A 24,442-nucleotide genomic window follows, 5' to 3' on the forward strand; every position below is an offset into this window, starting at 1 on the left:
CATTGGATGCACTTAATGTAAGATACAAGATTTAATCAGAAGCCACGAGGTGCGCAGCGCGCACGGCAGGCACCCTTACGCAGATTCCTCGTTTTATAAATGAGCTTGCGATGCAGGGGTGAATAGATGCAATCACTGCTACCCATTGTGAAACTGCCGAAAAGCAGTTTACATCGTCCATCTATCCTGCGCATTGCTGCAATGTGGCTGGTTATCATAGGTTGCGCCCTGTTGATGACTTCTGATGCCGGTTTTTCCACTCTCGCGGCAAGCGCCGCCACGGCCAATGCGCAGGGCATGCAGCCGGGAATGCAAACGGGCAAGCCGCAAACAGCAGAGCACAAGGCCGTGCTCATTCTTTCCGGGTCGCAATACGGCCTGCCTGTTACAGACAACATGGCTGCCGGAACAGTTGAAGTCCTCTGGAAAAAAGGCCTGAGTTTCAACGATATCTACGTTGAAATGCTTGATCTTGTACGCAACGACAGCACTTATTGGCGCTCCAGGCTTGCATCCGTATTGCAGGAAAAGATTGCCCGGGCAGACATTGGGCTGGTGGTCGTGCAAAATCAGGCTGCGCTGGAATTTTTTGCATATGAGTGCGCCGGCATGGTGCCGCTTGATGTGCCAGTTCTGGCAACCCAGATATCCAATCCTGCGGTATTGTGGCGCGGTCGCCCGCACTCTGTTTTGTATGTGGGCAGCCGCTGGGATATTGCCGGAACGCTCCGCTACGGGCTCGATCTTTTCCCGCAAACGCGCAATCTGGTTGTAGTTGCCGGAGCATATAGAAAACGGTCTTTATTCCATACTCAGGTGGTTTCGGCCCTGGCCGCATTGCCGGAAAATATTGAGATGGAGGATACTGCGGCATTGCCCTACGCGGAAATGCTGGAGCGGATTTCGTCATTGCCCCCCAATACCCTTGTCTTGCTTGGAACCTATTACAAAGACAGCACCGGGCGCAGTTTTGTTCCCGCAGAAGTGGCCGCCGATGTTGCCAGGCTGGCAAACGCGCCAGTGCTGGCACTCTATGATGCGCATGTCCTCCAGGGCGCAACGGGGGGGTCTGTCGTAATGACCACAGAGGTTGGGCGGCAAGTAGGCAAGGTCGGTTTTGAATTTCTGACCGGAATCCGTAAAATTGATGCCGACAATACAGATGTCGCTGTGCTGCCGCAGCCCATGTTTGACTGGGTTCAGTTGCTGCGTTGGGGTGCCGACACCACCAAGCTGCCCCCAGATTCTGTAGTATTGAACCGCCCGCGAACCATTTGGAGCGAATACCGCAATTCGGTAATCGCCGCAGCGGCAGTCATTGCCATTTTGTTTGCATTGTCCATTGCTCTGGCAATACAGAATCAAAAACGCAAAAGGGCGGAGCAGGCCACTGCCGCGCTTAACGATCAACTGGAGGAGCAGGTTGCCAGCCGGTCTGCGGAACTTGCCGCGCGCACGGCTGTGTTGCAGACCATATACGACTGCGCCAGCTCCGGCATTGCGCTGATCGCCGACCGCGCAATTATTCGCGGCAACCGCAGATTGCACGAAATGTTTGGCTGGCCTGAGGGCGAGATGATCGGCAAGTCCGTAAGGGTATGGTATGTTGACGATGGGGCATACATTGATGCGGGCAAAATTCCTTACGAGCGGATATGGAACGGCGAAATCCATTGCAGGGAAGAAGAACTGGTGCGTCGCGATGGAACCCTTTTTTGGGCGCGCATGACAGGCACGGCGGTTGATCCGGCTGACCACTCCAAGGGGATAGTGTCTGTTATTGACGACATCACAAATGAACGCATGGCAATGGCGCAGATGGCGCTGTCCCGCGAGCAGGCCGAAGCTGCCAATGCCGCCAAGAGTATCTTTCTGGCGAGCATGAGCCACGAAATCCGCACACCGTTGAACGCCATAATCGGGCTTGCCCACCTTTTGCGGAAAAGAACGCAGGATAAGGATACAACGGAAAAGCTGGAGCGCGTTCAGGCATCAGGCAGGCATCTTCTCCGCCTTATCAATGATATCCTTGATTTTTCAAAGATTGAAGCCGGCAAGCTGGTTATTGTTGCCGAACCGATGGATATAAGGGCTATCTCCAACAATGTGGTGTCAATCATGGCAGAAAGCGCTTCTGCCAAGGGCATACAGCTGCATGTGGAGTCTGATCCCATGCCCTGCGCGCTCAATGGCGATGCCTTGCGCGTCACGCAGGCCCTGCTCAATCTTGTGAGCAATGCCATCAAGTTTACGCACTCGGGCAGTGTTACTATACGCACCTTGAAGGACGCGGAAATGGAATCGCACGTGAGACTCCGCTTTGAGGTGACAGATACCGGCATAGGCTTTGCCAAGGTGCAACTGCCAAACCTGTTTGCTCCCTTTGAGCAGGCTGATTCTTCCATGTCCAAACGGTTTGGCGGCACGGGCCTTGGCCTGGCCATTACCAGAAAACTGGCAGAACTTATGGGCGGGCAGGCCGGAGCCCATAGTACATTGGGACAGGGCAGCACTTTCTGGTTTACGGCGGTTTTTGACAAGGTTGAAGACGCCAGGCTTGTTAAGGCCAGGGAACAGATCAAGAATGCCTGTCAGGAAATTTCTGTAAATTTTGCAGGCAGCCGTGTTTTGCTTGTGGAAGATAATGAAATAAACATGATTGTTGCAACAGAAACACTGGCAGAGGCCCTGCTTGAAGTAGAGGTTGCGCGTGACGGGCTGGAAGCCCTTGCCAAGGTGCGCCAGACCAGCCCCGGCCACTATGCCCTGGTGCTGATGGATATGCAGATGCCAAATATGGACGGTCTGGAGGCGACCCGCGAGCTGAGAAAAATGCCGTCCGTTCAGCACCTTCCAATCATTGCCATGACGGCCAATGCATTTAATGAAGATCGCGACCGCTGCTTTGCAGCGGGAATGAACGATTTTATTGCCAAGCCGGTGGAACCGGATCAGATGTTTGCAACCATTTTGCGCTGGCTGCGGCGGGGGCAAAACGCAGGCTGATCTGGCATAGTGGCGCGTGGACATTTTAATTCGCGGAGATGTTCCCCCAATTTTTACGAAACGGTGCCGTGCAGGAGAAGTGCATGATCAAAAAAAGTTACGCCCTCGCAATAATCGCAGGCATTGCCATTTTTGCTGCCGGTTTTTGGGCGGGCGGCAGAGACGCGGTGCTGTTTGAGGCGGGCCAGGCTGTTGCCGCTGTGGCCCCTGCCACCGGCGTGACCAAGACGGTGCTGTTTGAAGCCGAACACTCATGGGATGGGACGCCCTATGGCTCATACCCGGCCGGGAATGCGGACATCAAGATTGTAAAAATTGTGATTCCTCCCAATTCTCGGTTGGGCAGCCACACCCATCCCATGCCGAACATTGCCTACGTGCATGCGGGCGCGCTGACAGTAAAAAGCGAGGTGGACGGTCTGGAGCGGCAGTTGAAAACAGGGGACTTTCTGGCAGAAATGGTCAATAAGCCGCACTATGGGTATACGGGCGATGAGGGCGTGGAGCTCTTTCTTGTCTACTGCGGGGTGACTGGGCAGGCATTGTCCGGCAGCACAAAATAGCACCGCGCTGTCGGGAACAACTGTTGGGGGCGAGCCGGGGAATTTTCCCGGCCCGCCTTTTTTATGGCGTGCCCGCCAAAGCAATTTTCTACTGGCCGCCAGCCCCAGCCTGATGTCGAGCCGCCTCACTGGCAAGCCGTTCCATCAATTTCTGCATTTTTTGCGCAACGTCTGCGTTTTTAACAATTCCGTGGCGGCTCGCAATCCATGCGGGATCATTCCAGAGCAGGCAAACCCCTTGCGGCGTTTTCACCGCCAGAATGCGCAGGGGCAGATCAAGGGCAGCCTCCGGGGCTTCAAGCATGAGGGCTGTGCCCACTGCCGGATTGCCAAAGGTGATCACGCGCGCGCCAGTCATATCAAGGCCTGCCTCAGCGGCATTCTGTTTGTGATCTACTATGGAGAAAACAGGAATTTTTGCACTCTCGATGGCGGTCAGCAACCGCTTCCAGACAGTTTCAAGGTCATCTTGAGGGGCTGCCAGTACACGCTGCAAACCATTATCAGGGGTGTTCATAATTACTCCTGCTTGTGGGTGACAGGTTTATTTTTTTTGCGCACAGGGGCCCAGCATTGGTCATCCGATCAAGATGTCCAATGGGCTGGCGGGTGATGTGCCGCAGGGTAGGGCGAATCAGCGCCGCATGCCGCAGGGCGCGGTAATAAGAAAAGGCGGGCTGGCAAAGCAGGCATGCTCAGGATGCCACGTAGGAATTCCAGAGCCGGATGGCGGCAGATTCGCTGACTGACCACTGTAAGGGGCAGTTTCCGCAGTCGCAATAGAGGCGGAAGATGTCGTGGGTTCTGCCTTCAGGTCTGGATGTTTGGAGCTTGGGGTAGTTGCCGCATTTTATACAGGGCCGAATCACGGGAAGGTTGTCTTTATTCATTGGTAAAACATAGCCCTTGGCAGAGAGGCCGTCAAAGATTTGTTGTAATCAGATAAATGAAACTATGTATATTAATTAGCCTATTGATTTATAATATTAAATTATCCGCGCCCCTCTCCACCACATGCGCCGGGTGCAATTGCACTATCCCCCAGTGCAGAAAAGCCGCAGCATCAATCCCCATTCTGCGCGGTTGCCGGAACATTTCTCCATTTTTTCCTCATCCCGAATTTATTGAAACCAGCGTCCGTTGCGGAAGACTGAGGATCCGTGCGCCTTTCTGTTTTTTAACAGCAAGTTCAGTGGATTACCTCTTGCCATCCGAATTTTAAGGAGATCGCTTCCCAAAGCTTCACCAATAATCACGGTTCCCAATATATCGTGCCACCATTGCCCCTCTTCAATCGGTTGTTTACACAATAAAATATTAATTATCAGAAGCAGTTTTAAAAAATTGGCAGAAAGAGGGCAGGGAAGACGATTCAAATCTGGAGGCACAATGAAACAGTGGCACAGGCATGCGGCGGTAATGGCTTTATTGGGGATCATCGGCAGCCCATGTGCTGCATCCGCCGGTAATGAAGGTAATGGCGAAGTTCAACTTTCTCCCCTGGAAATGGCAGCTTCCAAGGATACCATCGACCACATCACCCAGGTGGACATAGAGCGGAAAACCGCCAGAAACCTATGGGAAGCCCTGCGCGGCGTGGAAGGCGTGAACCTGCAAACTTCCGCAGGCCGCAATGAGGGAACCATCAGCATTCGTGGCTCCAACCGCTATCAGGTGGGCCTCTACATTGACGACATCCCCGTTGCAACCGCTTATCGCAACGAATGGGATGCCAACAACATCCTGACCTATGGCCTTGAATCCATCGAAGTCTCCAAGGGCTACAGCTCGCCCTTGCTGATCAGCAACAACAACCTTGCGGGTGCAGTGAACCTGCGTACGGCAAAACCCAAAAAAGAGTTTGAAGCCACCGCCAAGTACATGAATTTTTTTGACCGCAACGTGCAGAATCAGGGTCAAATGGCTGCGGCAAGCGTGGGAACCAAGCAGGATCTCTACTACCTCAAGGGAACGTTCATATTCAATAACCAGAATTTCTTCACCTATCCGGCCAGTTTTGACTCCGCGCCCTATCAGCCGGGCAGCCGCGCGCGCAACTCGGACAACCAGACCCTCTCCGGCAATATCATTGGTGGCTGGACGCCCAATGATGACGTGGATGTCATGGTGGGCTATACGCGGCAGCACTTTCAGAAGGGCCAGCCCTTTGATGCCGCCCAGACCCGTACGGGCGACTCAACCACATATCCCTACAAGCGTTTTTGGGAATGGCCGGAATACGAAACCAGCCGCCTGTACGCCAATGGCAATTTCAATCTCAGCAGCAAGGCGCACCTGAAGGCTGTTGCCTATTACGACTGGCATCAGGACACTTCAAAAAGCTACACCGATGTGTCCATGACCAGGCGGGATTCTGCGGACAAGACGTATGACCAGTTCACCACCGGCGGCCAGTTGACGTTTGACTATACTTTCAACCCCGCCAACAAGATCGCCCTTTCCGCTGGTTATCGCCTTCTTTCGCACAAAGAATACAATGACTACAGCGTGTTTGACGACACTGGCCTGAAACCGAAGCTCAAGAAAAAGGCCGCTGATGTGGGTTCGCAGCTGGATGAGCACATCACGGAAACCTACACGGATCTGGGCGCGGAATACACCCTCAAACCAGTGGACAAGCTCACTCTGGTTTTCGGCAGCAGCCTCAGCACCATGGTTCCGCAAACCCTTGAGAGCCGCGACCATACCACGGGCGACATGTACTCCTACAAGGACGGACTGAGCGACCCCAAAACCCTGTTCAACTATCAGGTCGGGGCCTTCTATGACCTGACGGAACACCATGAGGTGTTCGCCACCTTTGCCAAAAAATCGCGCTTTGCCACCATGCGCGAGCGTTACATGCGCACGAGCGGCACTCCTGCCAATCCCGATCTTAACCCCGAGCAGGCCTATCATTATGAACTGGGTTACAAGGGCATTTTTGGCGACTGGCTCAAGCTCAACAGCAGCGTGTACTACAGCGATGTGACAGACCTGATCACCTCGCAGGGTACTTCTGGCAACATGTCGTTCTCCAACCTGAACCGGGCCACCTTCTACGGTTACGAACTGGGCGCGGAGGCTGTGTTCAACCAGTATGTGAGCGTGGGGGCGGTGTTCAACTACCTGCACTGGAACAACTGCACCAACGACGACAAGCTCACCCAGCTGCCCGAGCTTACAAGCACCTTGTACAGCGTCATCACGCCTGTGGAAGGGTTCTCAATTATTCCGCAGGTCAACATGAGCAGCGGCTTTTACTGGAACAGTGCACCGTATGATACGTATTACCGCAAGGCCCCCGGCTTCACCACCGTGGACCTCAAGGCCGTTTACGATATCAACAAGAACTTTTCCGTTGAAGCTGGCGTGAAGAACATGTTTGATCAGGAATATGCGTACAGCGCCTATTATCCGGAGCCTGGCCGCAGCTTTTTCATGGGTGTTACCGCGACTTTCTAATACCTCAATCTTAATCGGGTGGGGCCGCCCGCAGGCGGCCCCACCTGGGGCAACATCATGCAGATTCGCCGTACATTTCTGTTTTGGGCAGCGCTTACGCTTGCGGCCTTTTTGCCTTGCACTGGCGCAGGCGCGGCAGAGGGCGCGCCTGCGCCAGCCGCCAGCGGCGACGCCAGAAGTGTTTATTGCCCCACGCCGCCCTCGGCCTTTACGCTTTACGCCTTTGCGCCTGAGCTGCTTGCAGCATGGAACACCCCCCTGCGGGACTATGAAAAAAAATTTATTCCGCCACAGTATCACGACCTGCCCATCCTGGGCGGCTGGTATGGGCAGGGATTTATTCCTGACAGGGAAATGCTGCTGGCAAGCGGCATCAAAAAGGCCTTTTACCTCTCCATGGGTATGCACGACCATTTGCCCATAGAGCAGACTCTGATCAGCCTCGGCATGCAGGTATCCTCTGCCCCGGGCGGCAGCATGAAGGATATGGCGGCCTGCTTTCTGACAATGGGGCGGCTGTATAATCGCGAACAGCGCGGGCAAAGCCTTGCTGCGTATGCTGATGCAACGCTGAACCGGGTGGCTGCGGCCATGAAAAACCTGCCGTCAGAACGGCGCACGCGCGTATATGTGGCGCTGGAAGCCAACGGGCTTGCCTCGGTCTGCAAGGATTCCGTGCGTTCGGAGGTGCTTGAAGCCGCAGGCGCGGACAGTGTGCACATGTGCCCGCCCGGTACGGAAAACGCCCAGCTCAAGGTCACGTTTGAGCAGGTCATGGCCTATAATCCGGATGTGGTGCTGGTATTCCACCCCAATCTTATGCGCCGCATACGTACAGACCCCCAATGGTCGGCCTTGCCTGCGGTGCAGACGGGCAGGGTGTATTTTATCCCGCGCGGCCCCTTCAGCTGGATAGAGCGCCCCGCAACCTATATGCGGCTTATGGGCGTGCAATGGCTGGCAAATCTGCTGCACCCAGATCTGTACGCAGTGGACATCAAGGCCGAAAGCCGCCGGTTCATGAAACTGTTTTTTAACCTGGATCTGAGCGATGCGCAGATAAACGAGCTTTTTGAACCTTATGGCACGTTCTGAAAGAATTTTGCTCTGGCTGGGGTTGATGCTGGTTGCCGCAGTGCTGCTCTCGTTGCACATGGGGCGCTACCCTCTGGACATGAGCGCGCTCTGCCGCGCGCTTGCCGATGCATGGTCTGGCAACACGCTCAGCCCGGATAAAAAGCAGGTGCTGTTTCTGTTTTTTAATCTGCGGCTGCCGCGCATTGTCACGGCTCTGCTGGTGGGCGCAAGCCTTGCGGTATCTGGCAGCGTGTATCAGGCCATGTTTCAGAATCCGCTGGTGTCGCCCGGTATTCTGGGTGTGCAGCACGGGGCGGCCTTTGGCGGGGCAGTGGGCATTCTGGCTTTTTCATCCATGGCGGCCACACAGGTACTTGCCTTTATTGGCGGCGCGCTGGGCGTGGGCCTTGCCCTGTTTTTTTCCATGCTCTACCCAAAGGCGCGTTTTCTTGCCCTGCTCATTGGCGGCATGGTCAGCAGCTCTTTTTTTGTGGCCCTGACCTCGCTTGTGCAGTACGTGGCAGACCCCAACAGGCAGTTGCCCGAAATTGTTTTCTGGCTCATGGGTTCGCTTTCGCGCACAGAGCCGCGCCACCTTGTATGGGGGGGGCCGCTCATGCTCTGCGCTCTGGCCTTCATCTGCCTTAACGGCAAGGTCGTGAACGCGCTTTCCATGGGCGACGACGAGGCCATGGCTCTGGGCGTGAACAGCATGCGCATGAAGATGCAACTGATTGCGGCGGCAACGCTGGCGTGTTCGCTGACAGTTGTCATGGCGGGCGTCATCAACTGGGTTGGACTTGTCATTCCGCACGTGATGCGTTTTATCTGCGGGCCGGACAATCGCCTTGGCCTGCTGAATTCAGCCCTGGGCGGCGCGCTCTTTATTCTGCTGACGGATTCCTTCATCCGCACGATCTGGACAGTGGAATTGCCGCTGGGCATCGCCACCTCGATCATCCTGCTGCCGCTGTTTGCCTTTAGCCTGTGGTACGACTGGAAGAGACGCTATGATTGAAGTGCGTGACCTCACCCTTGGCTATTTTGATGCCCCGCCTGTGCTACAGCAGGTCTCTCTGCGCGTGGCCCGGGGAGAAGTGGTGAACGTGCTTGGCCCCAACGGTTGCGGCAAAACAACGCTGCTCCGGGCCATTCTGGGATTTTTGCCTGTGCCGCGCCGCAGTGTTTTTCTGGAAGGCCGCCCGCAGGAAGAAATCTCGCGGCGGGATCTTGCACGCACACTGGCCTATGTGCCCCAGATGCATACGGGCGTTTTTGCCTATCAGGTTCTTGATGTGGTGCTTATGGGGCGTACAGCCCGCAGCCCATGGCTCAGGTTTTCCGCCGAGGATGTGGACAGGGCCATGACCGCTCTGGAGCAGGTGCGCATGGCAAGCTACGCGCGCAAATCCTATCTGGAGCTATCCGGCGGGCAACGGCAGCTTGTGCTTATTGCGCGGGCGCTGTGTCAGGGGTGCTCGGCTCTTGTTATGGATGAGCCTGTTACCGGGCTGGATTACGGCAACCAGTTTCATTTGCTGGAACTGATTGGCGAACTTTCCGGCTCCGGGCCGGCGATCATGCTGACCACCCACCATCCAGAACAGGCGGTGTATCTGGGCGGGCGCGCCATATTGCTCAAGGCGGGGCATGTGGTTGCAGACGGCCCGGTTTCCACCACTGTTACCGTGCCCCAGATCAAGGGGCTGTACAATCTGCCCCCCAGGGCACAGCGCTGGATGCACCTTACAGAACCGGATGCGCCATGAGCATGGAACCAGCAGCCGACAGGCAACTTTTTGCGGCTTCCTATCTTGAGGAGCCGCCCGCAAAGCCGCATACCAGAGGCCCGTGGTTTTTTGCGGCCTCTTTTGCGGCGCACATTGCGGCATTGGGGATGATCTGGTTTTTGGGCAGCCTGTTGCCGCCCACGGGCAGTGGCGACTTTGACGGGGTGGTGATTACCCTGACTTACGGCAAGCCCGGTTCTGGCACCGCCGGAGAACCAGCCGGAGCTGGCGGCGGCAGCGCCCAGACGGAACAGAATGCAGAGCCGCAGGCGGATGCGGCGGCAGCCGCTCAAAAAGAAACAAGCCCCACACCCAAAAAACAGGAAAAACCCGCCGAACCCACTGTGGCGGATTCCCAATCCCCGCTTGCCATACCCCGACTTGCTGAAAAAGCGGCGGCAAAAAAAACAGCCGATGCTTCACCCAAGGAAAAACCGCACCACGCCAAGGTTGAAAAAATTACAAAAGCTACGGCCCGCAAGGAACATAATGTTCAGCAACGGGAGCAGGCAGCCAACAATACGACAGACAAAGCCGCCGACCTGAAACCGTCTGCCACCGCTGCTGGCGCAAGTTCTGGCGCTGAGTCGGGCGCTGGCTGCGGCGCAAGCCAAAGCAAACTGCAAGGGCAGGGCATGTCGCTGGCAGATGGAGCAGGGCAGGGGCGCGGAAGCGGCAGCAGCGGTCAGGGCAACGGGGCCGCCAGTGAAGGGCAGGGGGATGCCGGGGGCTATCTTAAGGGCAATTACGAATACATCAAAAAACGCATCCGCAAATATCTGGAATACAGCCCGCAAGCAAAACGTATGGGCATTCAGGGGCTTGTGTATGTGGCCTTTACCATCACCAGAGACGGCTCGGCGCAAAATGTGGAGCTGCGCACCAGCAGCGGTTTCGATTCGCTGGACGAATCAGCGCTGGAAGCCGTGCATCGGGCATCGCCCTTTGCGCCGCCGCCGCAGGTCGCCCGCGTGGTTGTCCCCATTCAGTTCAGCCTCAAATAGCAGAAAGCCCAGCCTGTGGGGCCGGGCGTTGCGGGCTATATTTTCCAGAACATGACGGCCAGCTTTGACTCCACCTTTTCCTGAATAATTCCGTTGCGGCAAAGGCTTGCCAGTTTCTTGCGCATTTCGGTTTTCAGGCTGTCAGAAATTGTCATCATGCTGGTGAAATAATTGAGGTGCATCAGTTCCGCATCCTCAAAGGTCGTTTCGCTTTCCCACGACCGGTCAAAATACTCAACCTCAGGATAAAAACCCATCAGAAACAGCATGTTGAAAGCGCAGAAAAAACTGCGGGCAATGCGGGCCTTCTGTTCATCCCAGTCGAGCAGGCTCTTGAGCTGATCCCTGACAGAATGGCGCATTTCCACATGCGTGATCATGCAGCAGGCGCGGCTGGAGGCGGCAATCATCTTTTCCAGCGTTGCGCGGTTGTTGATGGCTGGCGTGCGCGATGCCAGAACCAGATCGAATTGTCTGCGCCAGCCCATGCTGTCGATGTCTGCCGCCTGCCAGTCCAGAACCCGAAAACTGGCGTTGGGGCAGTTGTCTTCAACGGCATTGGCCTTTGCCAGATCAATCATGTTGGGCGCAAGGTCAAAGCCTTCCACCCGGCCCACCAGCGGGGCCATTTCAAGGCTTTGCGCGCCGGGGCCGCAGCCGATATCCAGCACCGCGCTGTTGCGGTCAAGGGCAGCCTTGCGCGCAAGGTGTTCCATCAGGCGCTGGCGGTGTTCGTCCGCAGTTTTGCGGCGAATGCGCTTGTTGAACGATGGCGCGCGCTTGTTCCAGAAATCCAGCGCATCCTTGCGGTCTGGCTGATAATCGACCCAAAGCTTCTCAAAAGATTCAATATTCACTGGGCACCGCCGGGCAGCAGATTTACCTTGAGGCCCCCGCTGGCAAAAATGGCCTCGCAGTTGTTATCTTTCAGTGCGCGGGCCATGCCTGCGGCATTTTCCACCACCAGGCCGGAAAGCGAGGCAAAACTGTGCCGGAACAGCAGGGGATGCATGGGGGTGCTTGGCCCGACCATGAAAACCTTGGCCTTCTGGGTCAGTTCCAGCAGGCGGGTGATGGTTTTATTGATGAATGTTGTGCCCGTGACAAAAACAATATCCTGCTCCGGCAGAACGTATTCCGCTGCTGCATCGGGCAGGTCGCCGGGCTGTGGATTGCGCTCAAGAATGCACATGTCGCAGTGCTGGCGCAGCATGCGCAGACCGGGAAAATGCCCGATCACCGCAACTTTTTTGCCCGTAGCCTCTGCAAGAAAAAATTTGAAGGCATCTCCGGGCATGCGGTTTATGCCGGGCTGGATGGGGCTTTCTGGCCGCAGGGCCAGAGTGTTGTTAGCGGCATTCAGAGCCGCAAGACCGATGGAAGCCTGATTGAAATCCCACGATTTGAGGCGTTCGGCCACCGTGCGCAAGGGCTGGCCGACAATTTCATATGGGGAGAGCGCTGGATCCTGCACGCCCGGCATGGTCGGGAAATGCTGGGCCATGCCCACGCCCCCGGCGTCTGATTCCACCATCAGCCAGTGATCGCCGTAAACAAAGGATTTAACCAGCTCCTTTGACGGAACGGAATCAATCAGTTCGTCATACAAATGCCAGCGGTTATGCATGGCTGTCTCCAATGGGGCTGTAATATGCGCCGTTGAGGCATGCCCGGCAGTATGTTTTGCCATCCTGCACAACTTCCTTGCAATCCAGCACGTCCTCGCCGCAGACGCAGCAGGTTGCAATGCGCGCTGGCGGGCCGGGCAGTTCGCCCTCCGGCATGGCGATGCTCACAGGCTGGCAGGAAAAAATGTCGCTGTCGGCATAGCCTTCCCAAAAGGCGAGCTGGGCGGCTTTGTCCGCATGGTGGGGCGGTCTGTCGGAGGTGATGACGCTGACCCGCACGGCCTTGCCGGTTTTCAAATCCAGAAACGACATGGCTGTTTTGCCGTAGCTGTACATTTTGACCCGCCTGCGGCCCACGGTCACGCCAGTAACAACGTATGACGCATCCGCAACGCAGCGGTCAGTCTCCAGAAAGATAACCAGATCGCGCATATCGTCATGCGGCGACATGCCAAGGGCTTTTAGCGCCATCAGGGTCATGCGGATGCCCAGAATCTGCCCGCTGCAAATGTGCCCGTGATACTGTTCGGCCTTTTCAAGGTAAGGTTTTATATCTTGCATTGTTTTTATGTGTAAGGGTGTTTGTATGTTCAAATGTGTACATTTTATTATATGCACGCCCGCTGGTTGTCATGCTGGTATCTGTTTCAATAAAAGCGTGAACATTGTGCGGTAGCAAAAGTGCTGGACTGCGGGTGGAGTGAAGGGCAGAAAGGCAGCGGGGCCGGGCGGATAGGAAGAATGCGGGAGCTGGCGGTGCTGGGAGGGCATCTGTACGCTCGCTGACGAGCGCGCCGAGGCTGGCGCGGCATGCTGCTGCGGCGGATATCCGGGGCTGGAACTGTCCGCTTGTGCCCTTGACACCGGGATGCTAGTAGTAATGTATAGCATAACTCCAGAAAGGGGGACTTATTATGGCCCAGAATACGAGAGTTGATGACTACACCACCTGCCCGGCTTGTCAGGGCAACGGAAAAGACGATGCTGGCATGAAGTGTTTTGAGTGCAACGGAACCGGAAAAAAGCAGCAGGCCTGCACTGTTCCCGAAGGCCCCGAACATGAAGGCGTTTGCGACTAGCACCGAGCGGCCCCATTAATGAACATAACTTGCCTCCTGATCAAACCTGCATGGCAGGTAGAAATCAGGATGATACAAATGCTCGGCTTTCTCCTTGGAGGGGAAAGCCGATCATGTTTTTTGGGGGGGGCGTTGCAAATTATCTATGCTTGGGAATGAGAGTCACTTCAGCGCATGAGGAGCTGTACCAGAATGAGTTTAATCGTCGATACAGAAAGCTGCCGAGGACTTACTAGCAGAGATGGCGAGGAAAGCGGTGTAAAATCAAAACCTGACGGCCCGAAGCAAAAACCCCGACCAATGATGGGCTGTTTTTTTGTGGCTCTTGATTAATTAGTTCCCCCAGAATACGCCAGCCACGGGAAAATGAAATCAACTACATGCAATAACGTACAAGTAGTTTACTGGTTATTTCCCATTTTCTGTCTTATTGATTATGTACCCATCATCCGTCATTGTGATTGTAAACAAAATTTGGTTATCTTTAAAATCATACTCAAAATTTTTGAGGTCAAAATGAACCATAGTGATGGCCTCGAGAAATATTAGAAAATTTACAATATAAGCAGTATCTTCAAAAGGAGCATTCCATTTAAAGAGATCATAAATAAATGATGATATGCCAAATATTAATATTCCTCTCATGATTGAAGTCACGGATTGACAAAACTGAATACACTCAGATTGAAATTTTTTGAGAAAGAAGCGCTGAGGTTTGCAACGATAGATTATGTACATAGGTATCGTAATTGTAAAGAGTATCAGCGATAGCTCAACTTTTTTTGCTTCAATCTCATTAAACACACGCGGGATATCTGAGGAGAACGTAAAAGATAGCACTAAGCCTATTATCAATCGGTGTACAAAAAACCTTAATTCTTTTCGGATATTGGCTAGTGTGATCAAATCCATAAAAGACATTCTATTACCCTTTCAAAATGTGCTTCTGCCAAACTGTGAACCTCTGATCCCAATATGCCAGAGTTAGGGCAAAAGTCGAAGGGGTATGGGGCAGGGCGCGGCAAGATTTTTCATCCAATTGCACTCAGTTTTATTTATGGTGGTAGCCCAACAAAAAAAGCCCTCGCGGTTATGCACCGTGAGGGCTAAATTCTATGGAGCCAGCTAAGAGACTTGAACTCTTGACCTGCTGATTACGAATAAGTAGGCCTTAATTTCACCACACATCACCACAGTTCGCTGCACCTCATTTTTGTTGGTATTATTGACTTTAATCGTTGTCTGTGGTTCACTACAAATCACGCAGAGGGGTATCAATAGGGTCAAAAATACGCCGTAGGGTAGCAATAGGGTAGCAGAGAAATGAGCGCAAAAAAAGCTGAAAACGTAAGAGTTCCAACTAAATTCATGGGTGTCTATCAGCTCGAAAGTACGCAGAAGAGATTTGATGGCAAGCCTGACCTCTGTTTTTACATCACCTATAAGTCTCCAAACGGTAAAAAAGTCTGGGAGAAAATAGGTTGGCGCAGCGAGAAAATGACTGCATCCATGGCATCGGATATCCGTGCCGACCGTATGCAACAACTCCGCTTGGGCGAGGCCGCTGTCCCTATTCAACAAAGACGCAAAGAATCCGGCATGACCTTTGGGGAGGCCTGGGCGATCTTTGACGAAAAATGGCTCCCGAATTTGAAAGGGGCGGACAATGAACGGATGCTTTACACGAGGTATCTGGAACCCGTTTTGAAGAACAGACCGCTGAAAGAGATCACGTCCCTGGAGATGGAAGGCATCAAAACGTCCCTTTTGGCAAAAGGACTTGCCGCCGCCAGCGTGCGCCTGATCATCGGCAATGTGCGGCGCGTCTATAACAAGCTGACCGAATGGGACTTGTACTCCGGCCCGAAGCCGATGGACAAAGTGAAGATGCCCAAGGTGGACAACGCCCGTGACCGTTTCCTGACCGCCGATGAGGCCCAGACGCTTCTTGGCGCTGTAAAGAAACGTAGTCAGCTTTGGCATGATATCAGTTTGACCTCTTTGCATACAGGAATGCGCCTTTCCGAAGTTCTGGGTCTGCGCCCGCAGGACGTAAATTTGAAAAGCCGCCTGATCCACCCGGACGGGAAAACAGGCAAGCGCTCCATTCCCATGAACGATACACTTTTCGAAACGCTGGATCGGGTTGTGGCGGAGCGGAAGGACTCCCCGCTTCTTTTTCCTGGCCAAAAGGGAACACAGTTGGGATCTGATTCCGCCACCAGCAGTTTTGCGCGGGCAGTGGCGGATGCGAAGCTCAATCCTCCCAATGTTGACCGCAGGCATAAGGTCGTCTTCCACACACTCAGACACACCTATTGCAGCTGGCTGGCCATGGAAGGCGTGCCCCTTTACGTCATCGGGGAAATGGTTGGTCACAGCAGCACGGAAATGACCAAGCGCTATTCCCATTTGTGCCCCGACAAGAAAAGTCAGACCGTGAACGTAATCCAAGGCATCTTCGCCAAAGGCAAGGCTGAGGAAACCGAAAAGCTGTCACTCAAAGCAATAGCCTCTGCACGGGCATAGATCATTCGGCAGTCCGCACGGCTCTGGCGTCGAGGTACTTCTTGATGGCCTGCTGCTTATACAAAATTTTATCGCCATCCTTGATGTATTCAGGCCCGCGTGCGCGTGAACGTTTATTGGCCAGGGTCACAGCCTTCAAGCCATAGATCAGCTCCACTTCTTCGGCGGTCAGGTACTCGCGCCTTTTTAGGCGCTCTATCTGCCCTATGGAATCCACGACTGGAGTAAGCAGCCGCTCAAAGGTCGTTTGCAAATTGTCCGCAATTTCTTCCGGCGTCAGTTTGGGAATATCCATAACCAGTCCTCAATGACGTTTTATAATACCGAGTTTCGCGACATTCTGAGCTTTTCAACTCCAAAGTGCTCAACAATCCAACGCACCAGAGATTCTGTGCGATATACAACGGAATTTCCAACACGAAAGGCATCTTCCGGGCCTTCGCCAGATGAATCAGCATTGGAAAGCGTTTGTGGAGCGACAATGCCGCCCAGGAAACGCACTACCTCTTTGCGGGCAATGACCGGCGGTAAATTCGACAGCAATGTATGCACGAATTTCTTTTCAACTTTTGTGAGTCGCTTGCGTTTCTCCATCGTTTTCTCCCGGTGCTGTAAGAGAAATTTTGTTTTGCAATCTATGCATGAGGAAATTATTACCGGAAATTCCAGTATCAAACAATAGACCTAAAGCATGTTGGATGAAAAAACTTGTCCAGGTATGCGCAGGTATGAAAAAAAGTTTAAGGCATCAACCCCACTTGGCGTTTAATTATGGCGAACTCGCCATAATTAAACGCGGGGCTGCAATTGCCATCATTGGCTTTGAGCATGTCCGAAACGAAATATCAGACAATAACAACATGCTAGGCAGAATAGTTGAGTGGTTCACTTGTAAATCTGAAATGAAAACCGTCTCAATTCGTCATTCAGTGATTGCCGAATTGAGACGGTTTTTGCGTGTGGCAGCGTGAGGCTATAAATAGCAATTCAAATCAGGTAAAAAAATCCCCCAAACATTTCATGTTTCGCCAAAAGTTTGTGCAAGTATGGATTTCTTTACAGGCTATTCCAGGTCTAAATCATCCTGTAAATATGTTTCATAGTCTTGCCCGCCATAGAACAGGCCAATGATAGACACTTGCTCTGCCTGCATATCTACCTCAAAGGCTATGATGGTTCGTTTTTTATAGTTGGTGATACGAAGGCCGGGACGCACATCTTCACGCATGGTGCCGCGAATGGGGAAGGTATGTAGGCCTTCGCAGTAGCTGACAATGGCTTCAGTGTACCGCTCTGCGATATCGGGTGAAGCAGCATCGGCAATGTAGCCATAGAGAGCGGCAAGCTGCTCTTCGGCCTCTGGTGAAAATACTATGCGGTAGCTCATTTTCTTTTGGCGTGCTCGGCGGCAAGACGCGCCCGAATCTGAGAAGTTGTGACAGCGCGGGACGGGTCAGCCTTCAGCGCATCATAGGCCGGGCCTACCTGCTGGTGAAGCCAGCTTTCAACAGCCTTGTCGCGGGCCATGAGCGCACGTAGCCCCTCCCGGATAACTTCGCTTTCTGTGGCATATTCGCCAGTCTGCACTTTGGCTTTTATTGCATTCGCCATTTCATTTGGCAGGGTTATGCTTAACTGCTGTGTTGTTCGCATGTGTACCTCTCACTTCTTTGAATAGGATTTAATCCTACTAGAAAAAATGTCAAGGTACAACCACTGTAACTGACAATTTTCAGAAATGCTCAACAAGCATGCGTAACAAATTTTCATACCTGGAGTAAAAACTGGGCAGCCGCCCGGCTTCCAATTAGGGATTCACTGAGTCCCGAATTCAGGCGGGATGGGTCAAATCAACCCTGCCCTCAGTGATCCTGTCTTCCAGCACCGTCAGGATATAGCCCAAATTTATCCCCAAAACACTCGCCATTCTGTGGGCGTCCGACATGAGCAGGCCTTGCGGCTTGCCGGTGTTGGTGGCTTTGCTGCGCATGGCTGACCAGCGAGAAGCCGCTGCCTTCAAGGTGTCCTCGGGCCATACCAGATGCGCGAATTCACCTTTGCCCAAACCCTTCTCATCAGCCCGCCTGTCCGCATATTCGACAAACGCCCGCTCCAATTTCAACGAATAATCATACCTGTCCATACCTGCACCTTTTTTTCTGTATTACCGGAAATTCTTTCCTTGTCCACAAGTTTCTTTGTGCTACATGCTGAGGGAAACCCGCATAATACGGAGGACAAAACATTATGAACGAAGCCATTAATGGCCTTTTGACGGCTTATGGAAAAGATGAGTTTGTGGCGGAGGCATTGGGTTATTCGGAGAGGCAATACCGGAATATCAAGAGAAAGATAAGAAACGGTGAAGCTCTTCCGGCGCGGACTGTGGAACTGATCACCCTTAAACTGCAGCAAGTAACTGACAAGAACGAATGCTCTGGGGAAAGTCATGCCCGGTGATAAAAAGCGTATCCCCCGCAACATGGCCAGAATTGAGTTCTTGGCCTCCCGCGATGCCATTGAAAGCCTTTTGTCTCAAGGCTTTGACAAGAGGAAGATTCACACGCGGCTGACGGAAAGCGGACAATTCACCATGTCTTATGACGCCTTTTGCAAAGTTCTGACAAAGGCCTCCTCCAACATGCTGAACGTGCAAAGCCTCAATGCTTCGCCTCCTGCGGCTCCTCCCGCACCCGCTCCGGCGGCGAGGCCGCTGAACACAGGCCCCAAAATTATCACCCCAGCGGCAAAGTCCTTTCCCGATCCTAGAAATATGAACCCCGACGACGCCCTGTAGCAAAGGAGACCACATGGCAACAATACATTTCATCCAGCAAGGCAAGGGCGGCGTGGGCAAATCCATGATCGCCGCGATTCTCTACCAGGTGCTCAAGCACTTGGGGAAAACCGTAGTTGCCTTTGATACTGATCCGGTCAACGCCACGTTTTTTGGCTTCAAGGAGTTTGAAGTCACCCGCTTGGATATTCTGAAAAATGGCGACATTGATCCACGTGAATTCGACTCTCTGATCAACACCATCGCCGACTTGCCTCAAGAAACCCATGTCATTGTGGACAACGGCGCGTCCTCCTTCCTGGCGCTCAACAGTTACATTCAAGACAATGATGTGCTTGGCATCTTTTCCGAAGGCGGACACAACGTATTCCTCCATACCGTCATCACCGGCGGACAAGCCATCGGCGATACTGTTCTTGGCCTGCGCTCCCTGGCTCTGGGCTTTCCCAAAACTCCAATAGTTGTATGGCTCAATCCGTACTTCGGCGAAATCTCCATAGACGGCAAGCCGTTTGAAGGATTCAAAGTATACCAAGAATTTCACCAACAGTTTCAGGCGATTCTCGCCATTCCCCAAGGTAACAAAGCTACTATTGGCAAGGACTTGGAGATACTTTTTGCCAAGCGCCAGAGCTTTGAAACAGGCATCAATTCCAGCCAATCCATTGTCATGCGTTCGCGCTTGGGCCGGTACTGGAATGAAGTGGTCGGCCTGATCGAACGGGCCGGAATCACACTGTAGGGGGCTTCCATGTCAGAAATAGAACCCCCTGCCAGCACTCCTGAAACTCCCGAAATTCCGTTGCCGGACGGCATAGGACTGTCTCTGGAACAGGCCCGTGCCCTGGTCGGTAAAGTGCATGGGGAGATGCTGCCGAAGAACGATGCCATTCTTATGGTGGGCACCATCCTCAATGCCTGGCTCTCAGAAATACAGAAACTCCAGACCCGGCACGAGAGCGGCCTGAACAGACTCATGGCGGAAAAAACTGACACCTATGTCTCCGGCGTGCAGACTGCTGTGTCGCAACTTTCCACAAGTCTGTCCTCAGCTTCAGTGGAAGGCATCCGCAAAGTCTTTGACGATCACGCTGCCCGGCTGAATGCTTTCAAAAATAGCACGGCGTGGCTTGCGGCTATCGTGGCCGTTTCGGCTTTGGTCAATGTGGCGGTCTTTGTGCTGAAGGCGGTACGCTGATGCTTATGCGTGCCTGTGACGATCCGCGCCTGCTGGCCAGCCTACGGCACAACTGCGCTGGGCCTATACTCACGGCGTTGGAAGACCCACTGGTGATTGAGATCATGCTCAACCCGGACGGTTCCCTGTGGATCGAACGGTATGGGCAGGAGCATGAACCTATCGGGGAAATACCGCTGGCGCAAAGCCGGTTGATTCTTTCGCTGGTGGCCAGTGGTCTTGATCTGACGGTTAATGAGAAGAACCCCATTGTGGAAGGTGAGTTTCCCCTAGATGGCTCTCGCTTTGAGGGCACTTTTCCGCCCATTGTCGGGCCTGGTCCGTCCTTCTCTTTGCGTAAGAAAGCCAGCCGCGTGTTTACCCTGGCTGAGTATCTGGCTGCCGGTTCCATCACGGCACGGGTGGTTGAGATAATCCATGACGCAGTACTCCGGCGCTGGAATATCGTGGTGGTTGGCGGAACTTCAAGCGGCAAGACTACTTTCGTCAACGCAGTGATCGACGCCATTGCGGAGCTTACGCCCTCGCATCGTTTGCTCATTTTGGAAGATACGGCGGAGCTGCAATCCAAAAGCCCCAACACCGTGTTTTTTCGTACTTCCGTGCTCTCGGACGTGGATATGCGCAAACTGGCCAAGGTCAGCATGAGGTATGCGCCAAAGCGCATTTTGGTGGGAGAAGTGCGGGATTATGCCGCCCTTGAATTACTCAAACTGTGGAACACGGGCCACCCTGGCGGCGTGGGCACGTTCCATGCGGATGGTGCGGAAGAGGCCCTGCCGCGCCTGGAAGAATTAGTGGAGGAAGCCGGGCTTGGGCCTAAGCAAAAATTGATCGGGCGGGCGGTAGATCTGGTGGTGTACATGGAAAAGACTCCGGCCAACCAGCGCCGTATTTCCAACATTATCAAGGTCAACAGGTTCAACCCAAAAACCGAAACCTACGAAACGGAGAATTTGTATGAAGCAAACCAGGATGGACAATTGCCATGACCGCAACACCCAAAGACCCTAAAGACGTGCGTTGCGGCAACTGCAACAAACTGCTGGCCAAAGGACGCATGGAAGCCGGAGAAATAGAGCTTCTGTGCCCGCGTTGTAAAACTCGCATCATTCTGCGGGCCTCGCGCCCCAGCCAAGCGCCGCATGACGGCCTCCATCATGGAGACAGTCATGAGCGTAATAGTTCTTTCCACTCCTGAAAGCAAAAAATCCCGTCTGACCTTTTTTGCCCTTGCTGCCCTCTGCCTTCTGGTCTTTCCTGAATTTGCAGCTGCATCAGGCGGCATCACCGAGTTTTCCTCTCCCCTTGAACAGGTCGTAAACACCATTACCGGGCCTGCCGGTAAATGGATTTCCATCGTGGCTATGGCGCTGTGCGGTGTCATCTTCATAATGAACAAAGACGACATCAGCGGTGGTTTCAAGCTGCTCTTGTCCGTGGTCTTCGGCATTTCCTTCATCGCGTTCGCGGCCAGCATCGTGAACAGCGTCTTCAGTTTCAGCGGGGCGGTGATCTGATGAGCCGTACCCTCCCTATCCATCAATCCTTACACCGCCATGCCCATATCATGGGCGCGGAACGTGAACTGGTTATGACCAGCGGCCTGATTGCCCTGCTTGTGGGCGTGGGCGGGCTGACTGCCGTTTCCATCATTTCCGCCGTGGTGTTCTGGATTCTGGCGGTGTTTGCCCTGCGGCGCATGGCCAAGGCCGACCCGATTATGAGCCGAGTCTGGCTGCGGCATATCAAGCAACAGGAATTCTACCCGGCCAAGGCAAGCCGTTGGCGGCTCACAGGGGGTTTCAAATGCTGAAACTCGCTGATTACCGCTCTAAAGCCAAAGGCCTGCCTGATTTGTTGCCCTACGCGGCGCTTGTTGCGCCGGGCGTGGTCCTGAACAAAGACGCCTCCTTTCTGGCGGCATGGGAAGTACGCGGGCAGGATACTGCCAGCTCCACGCCTGACGAGATGGCCTACGTGTCGGCGCAGTTCAACAACGCGGTCAAGTTGCTCGGAACCGGCTGGATGTTGCATATGGATGCGATCCGCAGCAGTCATCGGGCCTATCCGGCTCCGGGCAAAGGGCACTTCCCTGATCCTGTAACGCAAATGATCGACGATGAGCGCCGGGAGTATTTCAACGGTTCCGGTAATGAGGCTGGGCAGCGTTGTTTCAGCACCAGCACGATCTTGTCCGTCACCTATAAACCCAACCTGAACGCCGCCAAAATGGCGGGTAAAGCACAAGCGGGCGCGGTTTCGTCTTCCGGCTTGGAAAAGGCTCTGGTGCAATTCCAGAATACCTTGGAAGAGCTGGAAGATGCGCTTTCCGCCGTGCTGCACATGCAGCGGCTGGGCGAATACACGGCCTATTACGCGGACGGGGAAGACTACACGCAGTCCGATCTGCTTTCGCATCTCCAGCACTGCCTTTCCGGCGAGCTGCATCCCATGCGGGTGCCGGAAACGCCCATGTACCTGGATGCACTGCTCGGCAGTGAAGATTTAGTGGGCGGCATCATTCCGCGCCTGGGCGACAGGCATTTGGCAGTCATTTCCATAGACGGCCTGCCGCAGGAGTCCTACCCGGCCATGCTGGCGGAGTTGGACGCTCTTCCTTTGGAGTACCGCTTTTCCAGCCGCTTTCTGTGCCTGGATCAGTATGACGCCACAAAGGAAATCAACTCCTACCGCAAGGGCTGGCGGCAGCAGGTTTTCCGGTTCATGGACCAGTTTTTCAATAACCCCAATGCCCGCGCCAATCGTGATGCCCTGCTCATGGCCGAAGACGCGGAAACCGCGCTCACAGAAGTTCAGGGGGGCTATGTGGGCGCGGGCTATCTGACCTCAACCATTGTGCTGATGCACGAAGACCAGGAGCGCTTGCAGGATTGGGCACGGGAACTGCGGCGCACGGTGCAGACTCTCGGTTTCGGCTGCCGGATTGAAAGTATCAACGCCCTGGAAGCCTGGCTGGGAACGCATCCGGGTAACGGATACGCCAACTTGCGGCGTCCTATGGTCAACACCCTGAACTTGGCTGATCTATTGCCCCTGGCAACGGTCTGGACAGGTTCTCCGGTTTGTCCCTGCCCATTCTATCCGCCTGATTCCAGGCCTCTGGCTGTGCTGACAACAGATAAATCCACGCCGTTCTGGTTCAACATCCACGTCGGAGACTTGGGGCACACGCTCATTTTTGGGCCGACCGGCGCGGGTAAGTCCACTTTGCTGGCAACGCTTGCCGCGCAGTTTCGCTGCTATGATAACGCCCGCATCTTTGCTTTTGACAAGGGCATGAGCATGTTCCCGCTCTGCTATGGGGCAGGCGGCGATCACTACAATATTGGTGACTCCAACCAGCTTTCCTTCGCGCCTTTACAGCGCATCAGCGAGTCAGACGCTGAATGCTCCTGGGCGGAAGAATGGATCGCTTCGCTCATGGAATTGCAAGGCTTCACGGTCATGCCTTCGCACCGCAACGCCATTCACACGGCCATGCAAAGTCTTGCGGCCAACCCGGAGCATCTGCGTTCCCTGACCAGTTTCTACCATGTAGTGCAGGATCGAGAGATTAAGGAGGCTATCCAGCATTACACCGCGCAAGGGGCAATGGGGCGAATTCTGGACGCCGACACGGACAGCCTGAACCTGTCCAGTTTTATGGTGTTTGAAGTCGAGAGCCTGATGAACCTAGGCGACAAAAACCTGATTCCGGTTCTGACCTACCTGTTTCACCGCATTGAAAAGGCTTTAGACGGCGATCCTACCATGCTGATCCTTGATGAAGCCTGGATCATGTTGGGGCATCCGGTGTTTAGGGCCAAGATTCGGGAATGGCTGAAAGTCATGCGTAAGGCCAACTGCGCGGTTCTCCTGGCCACGCAAAGCCTTTCGGACGCCCGGAACTCCGGCATTCTGGATGTACTCACAGAATCCTGCCTGACCAAGATCTTCCTGCCCAACATCGCCGCCCGCCAGGAAGGCCAGCGCGATCTGTACACGGGGATGGGACTCAACGAAACGCAGATCGGCATCATCGCCACGGCCACGCCTAAGCGGGACTACTACGTTGTAACGCCCCAAGGGCGGCGGCAAGTGCAGCTCGCCCTTGGACGCAAGACGCTGGCCTTTGTGGGGGCTTCGGACAAGGAGAGCATCGCCCGTATTCAGGAACTCGCAGCCGAACACGGGCCGGACGGTTGGCAGGCGGCATGGCTGCACGAGCGCAACGCAGCGTAACGGAAACAACGTGGACGCTGCTCTGCGCGGTACCCTCAGGGCAGCGTCCACCCTGATCAAA

General features: G+C 54.2%; 28 protein-coding genes. 19 read left to right on the forward strand and 9 right to left on the reverse strand.

The features are described 5' to 3' along the window. Positions 1-126 precede the first annotated feature (126 nt). Positions 127-3,006 (forward strand): ATP-binding protein, encoded by a 2,880-nt coding sequence (locus G449_RS17920; RefSeq protein WP_081640590.1) that lies wholly within the window; start codon positions 127-129, stop codon positions 3,004-3,006. An 83-nt stretch (positions 3,007-3,089) separates the two neighbouring features. Next, entirely contained in the window at positions 3,090-3,569 is a 480-nt protein-coding gene (locus G449_RS17360) for a cupin domain-containing protein (RefSeq protein WP_022660050.1), read from the forward strand. Between the two features lie 88 nt (positions 3,570-3,657). On the opposite strand, the gene G449_RS17365 is transcribed toward G449_RS17360, so the two are convergent. Further along, a complete protein-coding gene (locus G449_RS17365) occupies positions 3,658-4,086 on the reverse strand; it encodes a DUF302 domain-containing protein (protein WP_022660051.1) in 429 nt (142 codons plus the stop codon). An 872-nt stretch (positions 4,087-4,958) separates the two neighbouring features. Here G449_RS17365 and G449_RS0114565 point away from each other — a divergent pair. From G449_RS0114565 to G449_RS17925, 5 genes are read left to right on the forward strand one after another with little or no spacing between them, the layout of a single operon-like run. Beyond that, a complete protein-coding gene (locus G449_RS0114565) occupies positions 4,959-7,034 on the forward strand; it encodes a TonB-dependent receptor (protein WP_022660052.1) in 2,076 nt (691 codons plus the stop codon). A gap of 57 nt (positions 7,035-7,091) precedes the next feature. Then, positions 7,092-8,129, forward strand: a complete 1,038-nt coding sequence (locus G449_RS0114570) for an ABC transporter substrate-binding protein (RefSeq protein WP_022660053.1) — start codon at positions 7,092-7,094, stop codon at positions 8,127-8,129. Beyond that, on the forward strand, positions 8,116-9,129 hold the full coding sequence (locus tag G449_RS0114575; protein WP_022660054.1) for a FecCD family ABC transporter permease: 1,014 nt from the start codon (positions 8,116-8,118) through the stop codon (positions 9,127-9,129). Before G449_RS0114570 ends, G449_RS0114575 begins: the two co-directional genes overlap by 14 nt. Next, a complete protein-coding gene (locus G449_RS17370; protein ID WP_022660055.1) occupies positions 9,122-9,880 on the forward strand; it encodes an ABC transporter ATP-binding protein in 759 nt (252 codons plus the stop codon). The genes G449_RS0114575 and G449_RS17370 overlap by 8 nt, the downstream gene beginning before the upstream one ends. Then, entirely contained in the window at positions 9,877-10,905 is a 1,029-nt protein-coding gene (locus G449_RS17925) for an energy transducer TonB (protein WP_022660056.1), read from the forward strand. Before G449_RS17370 ends, G449_RS17925 begins: the two co-directional genes overlap by 4 nt. Before the next feature lie 35 nt (positions 10,906-10,940). Here G449_RS17925 and G449_RS0114590 read toward each other — a convergent pair whose 3' ends face one another. The 3 genes from G449_RS0114590 to G449_RS0114600 are packed head-to-tail and all read right to left on the reverse strand — an operon-like array spanning position 10,941 to position 13,094. After that, on the reverse strand, positions 10,941-11,762 hold the full coding sequence (locus G449_RS0114590) for a class I SAM-dependent DNA methyltransferase (protein WP_022660057.1): 822 nt from the start codon (positions 11,760-11,762) through the stop codon (positions 10,941-10,943). After that, on the reverse strand, positions 11,759-12,532 hold the full coding sequence (locus G449_RS0114595; RefSeq protein ID WP_022660058.1) for a DUF364 domain-containing protein: 774 nt from the start codon (positions 12,530-12,532) through the stop codon (positions 11,759-11,761). Before G449_RS0114595 ends, G449_RS0114590 begins: the two co-directional genes overlap by 4 nt. Next, positions 12,525-13,094: an FmdE family protein gene (locus G449_RS0114600; protein ID WP_022660059.1), complete on the reverse strand. Its 570-nt coding sequence runs from the start codon at positions 13,092-13,094 to the stop codon at positions 12,525-12,527. Before G449_RS0114600 ends, G449_RS0114595 begins: the two co-directional genes overlap by 8 nt. Before the next feature lie 353 nt (positions 13,095-13,447). Between G449_RS0114600 and G449_RS0114605 the strand changes: the two genes are divergently transcribed. Further along, positions 13,448-13,612, forward strand: a complete 165-nt coding sequence (locus G449_RS0114605) for a hypothetical protein (protein ID WP_022660060.1) — start codon at positions 13,448-13,450, stop codon at positions 13,610-13,612. 1,323 nt (positions 13,613-14,935) lie between these two features. After that, complete coding sequence (locus tag G449_RS17380) at positions 14,936-16,141, forward strand: tyrosine-type recombinase/integrase (protein ID WP_022660063.1); 1,206 nt, start codon at positions 14,936-14,938, stop codon at positions 16,139-16,141. Position 16,142: 1 nt separating this feature from the next. Here G449_RS17380 and G449_RS17930 read toward each other — a convergent pair whose 3' ends face one another. Both G449_RS17930 and G449_RS17390 read right to left on the reverse strand, forming a co-directional pair. After that, entirely contained in the window at positions 16,143-16,436 is a 294-nt protein-coding gene (locus G449_RS17930; protein WP_022660064.1) for a hypothetical protein, read from the reverse strand. A gap of 20 nt (positions 16,437-16,456) precedes the next feature. Continuing rightward, on the reverse strand, positions 16,457-16,735 hold the full coding sequence (locus G449_RS17390; protein ID WP_022660065.1) for a hypothetical protein: 279 nt from the start codon (positions 16,733-16,735) through the stop codon (positions 16,457-16,459). Between the two features lie 104 nt (positions 16,736-16,839). Here G449_RS17390 and G449_RS0114630 point away from each other — a divergent pair, with 104 nt between their 5' ends. Next, positions 16,840-17,112, forward strand: a complete 273-nt coding sequence (locus G449_RS0114630) for a hypothetical protein (RefSeq protein ID WP_022660066.1) — start codon at positions 16,840-16,842, stop codon at positions 17,110-17,112. 92 nt (positions 17,113-17,204) lie between these two features. Here the strand turns inward: G449_RS0114630 and G449_RS0114635 are convergent, their stop codons facing one another. From G449_RS0114635 to G449_RS17395, 3 genes are all read right to left on the reverse strand, one after another. Continuing rightward, entirely contained in the window at positions 17,205-17,528 is a 324-nt protein-coding gene (locus G449_RS0114635) for a type II toxin-antitoxin system RelE/ParE family toxin (protein WP_022660067.1), read from the reverse strand. Then, a complete protein-coding gene (locus G449_RS0114640; protein WP_027181045.1) occupies positions 17,525-17,794 on the reverse strand; it encodes a ribbon-helix-helix domain-containing protein in 270 nt (89 codons plus the stop codon). The genes G449_RS0114635 and G449_RS0114640 overlap by 4 nt, the downstream gene beginning before the upstream one ends. Positions 17,795-17,972: 178 nt before the next feature. Beyond that, a complete protein-coding gene (locus G449_RS17395; RefSeq protein ID WP_022660069.1) occupies positions 17,973-18,284 on the reverse strand; it encodes a hypothetical protein in 312 nt (103 codons plus the stop codon). A gap of 104 nt (positions 18,285-18,388) precedes the next feature. Here G449_RS17395 and G449_RS0114650 point away from each other — a divergent pair, with 104 nt between their 5' ends. From G449_RS0114650 to G449_RS0114685, 9 genes are read left to right on the forward strand one after another with little or no spacing between them, the layout of a single operon-like run. Then, positions 18,389-18,601 (forward strand): hypothetical protein, encoded by a 213-nt coding sequence (locus G449_RS0114650; RefSeq protein ID WP_022660070.1) that lies wholly within the window; start codon positions 18,389-18,391, stop codon positions 18,599-18,601. Further along, complete coding sequence (locus tag G449_RS0114655) at positions 18,591-18,938, forward strand: TraK family protein (RefSeq protein WP_022660071.1); 348 nt, start codon at positions 18,591-18,593, stop codon at positions 18,936-18,938. The genes G449_RS0114650 and G449_RS0114655 overlap by 11 nt, the downstream gene beginning before the upstream one ends. A gap of 13 nt (positions 18,939-18,951) precedes the next feature. After that, positions 18,952-19,680, forward strand: coding sequence for a nucleotide-binding protein (locus G449_RS0114660; RefSeq protein ID WP_022660072.1), 729 nt, complete (start codon positions 18,952-18,954; stop codon positions 19,678-19,680). 9 nt (positions 19,681-19,689) lie between these two features. Then, complete coding sequence (locus G449_RS17400) at positions 19,690-20,136, forward strand: hypothetical protein (RefSeq protein ID WP_022660073.1); 447 nt, start codon at positions 19,690-19,692, stop codon at positions 20,134-20,136. Continuing rightward, complete coding sequence (gene trbB, locus G449_RS0114670) at positions 20,136-21,128, forward strand: P-type conjugative transfer ATPase TrbB (RefSeq protein WP_022660074.1); 993 nt, start codon at positions 20,136-20,138, stop codon at positions 21,126-21,128. Before G449_RS17400 ends, trbB begins: the two co-directional genes overlap by 1 nt. After that, a complete protein-coding gene (locus G449_RS18225; RefSeq protein WP_081640593.1) occupies positions 21,125-21,337 on the forward strand; it encodes a Com family DNA-binding transcriptional regulator in 213 nt (70 codons plus the stop codon). Before trbB ends, G449_RS18225 begins: the two co-directional genes overlap by 4 nt. Next, on the forward strand, positions 21,309-21,656 hold the full coding sequence (locus G449_RS0114675; protein WP_022660075.1) for a TrbC/VirB2 family type IV secretion system protein: 348 nt from the start codon (positions 21,309-21,311) through the stop codon (positions 21,654-21,656). The genes G449_RS18225 and G449_RS0114675 overlap by 29 nt, the downstream gene beginning before the upstream one ends. Next, the gene (trbD, locus tag G449_RS0114680) at positions 21,656-21,952 is read left to right on the forward strand and encodes a conjugal transfer protein TrbD (protein ID WP_027181048.1); all 297 of its coding nucleotides are present in this window, start codon (positions 21,656-21,658) and stop codon (positions 21,950-21,952) included. The genes G449_RS0114675 and trbD overlap by 1 nt, the downstream gene beginning before the upstream one ends. Further along, positions 21,946-24,381 (forward strand): VirB4 family type IV secretion/conjugal transfer ATPase, encoded by a 2,436-nt coding sequence (locus tag G449_RS0114685; protein ID WP_027181049.1) that lies wholly within the window; start codon positions 21,946-21,948, stop codon positions 24,379-24,381. The genes trbD and G449_RS0114685 overlap by 7 nt, the downstream gene beginning before the upstream one ends. The last annotated feature ends 61 nt before the right edge of the window (positions 24,382-24,442 follow it).

This window comes from Desulfovibrio desulfuricans DSM 642 (assembly GCF_000420465.1).
In the GTDB taxonomy this organism is placed as follows: domain Bacteria; phylum Desulfobacterota; class Desulfovibrionia; order Desulfovibrionales; family Desulfovibrionaceae; genus Desulfovibrio; species Desulfovibrio desulfuricans.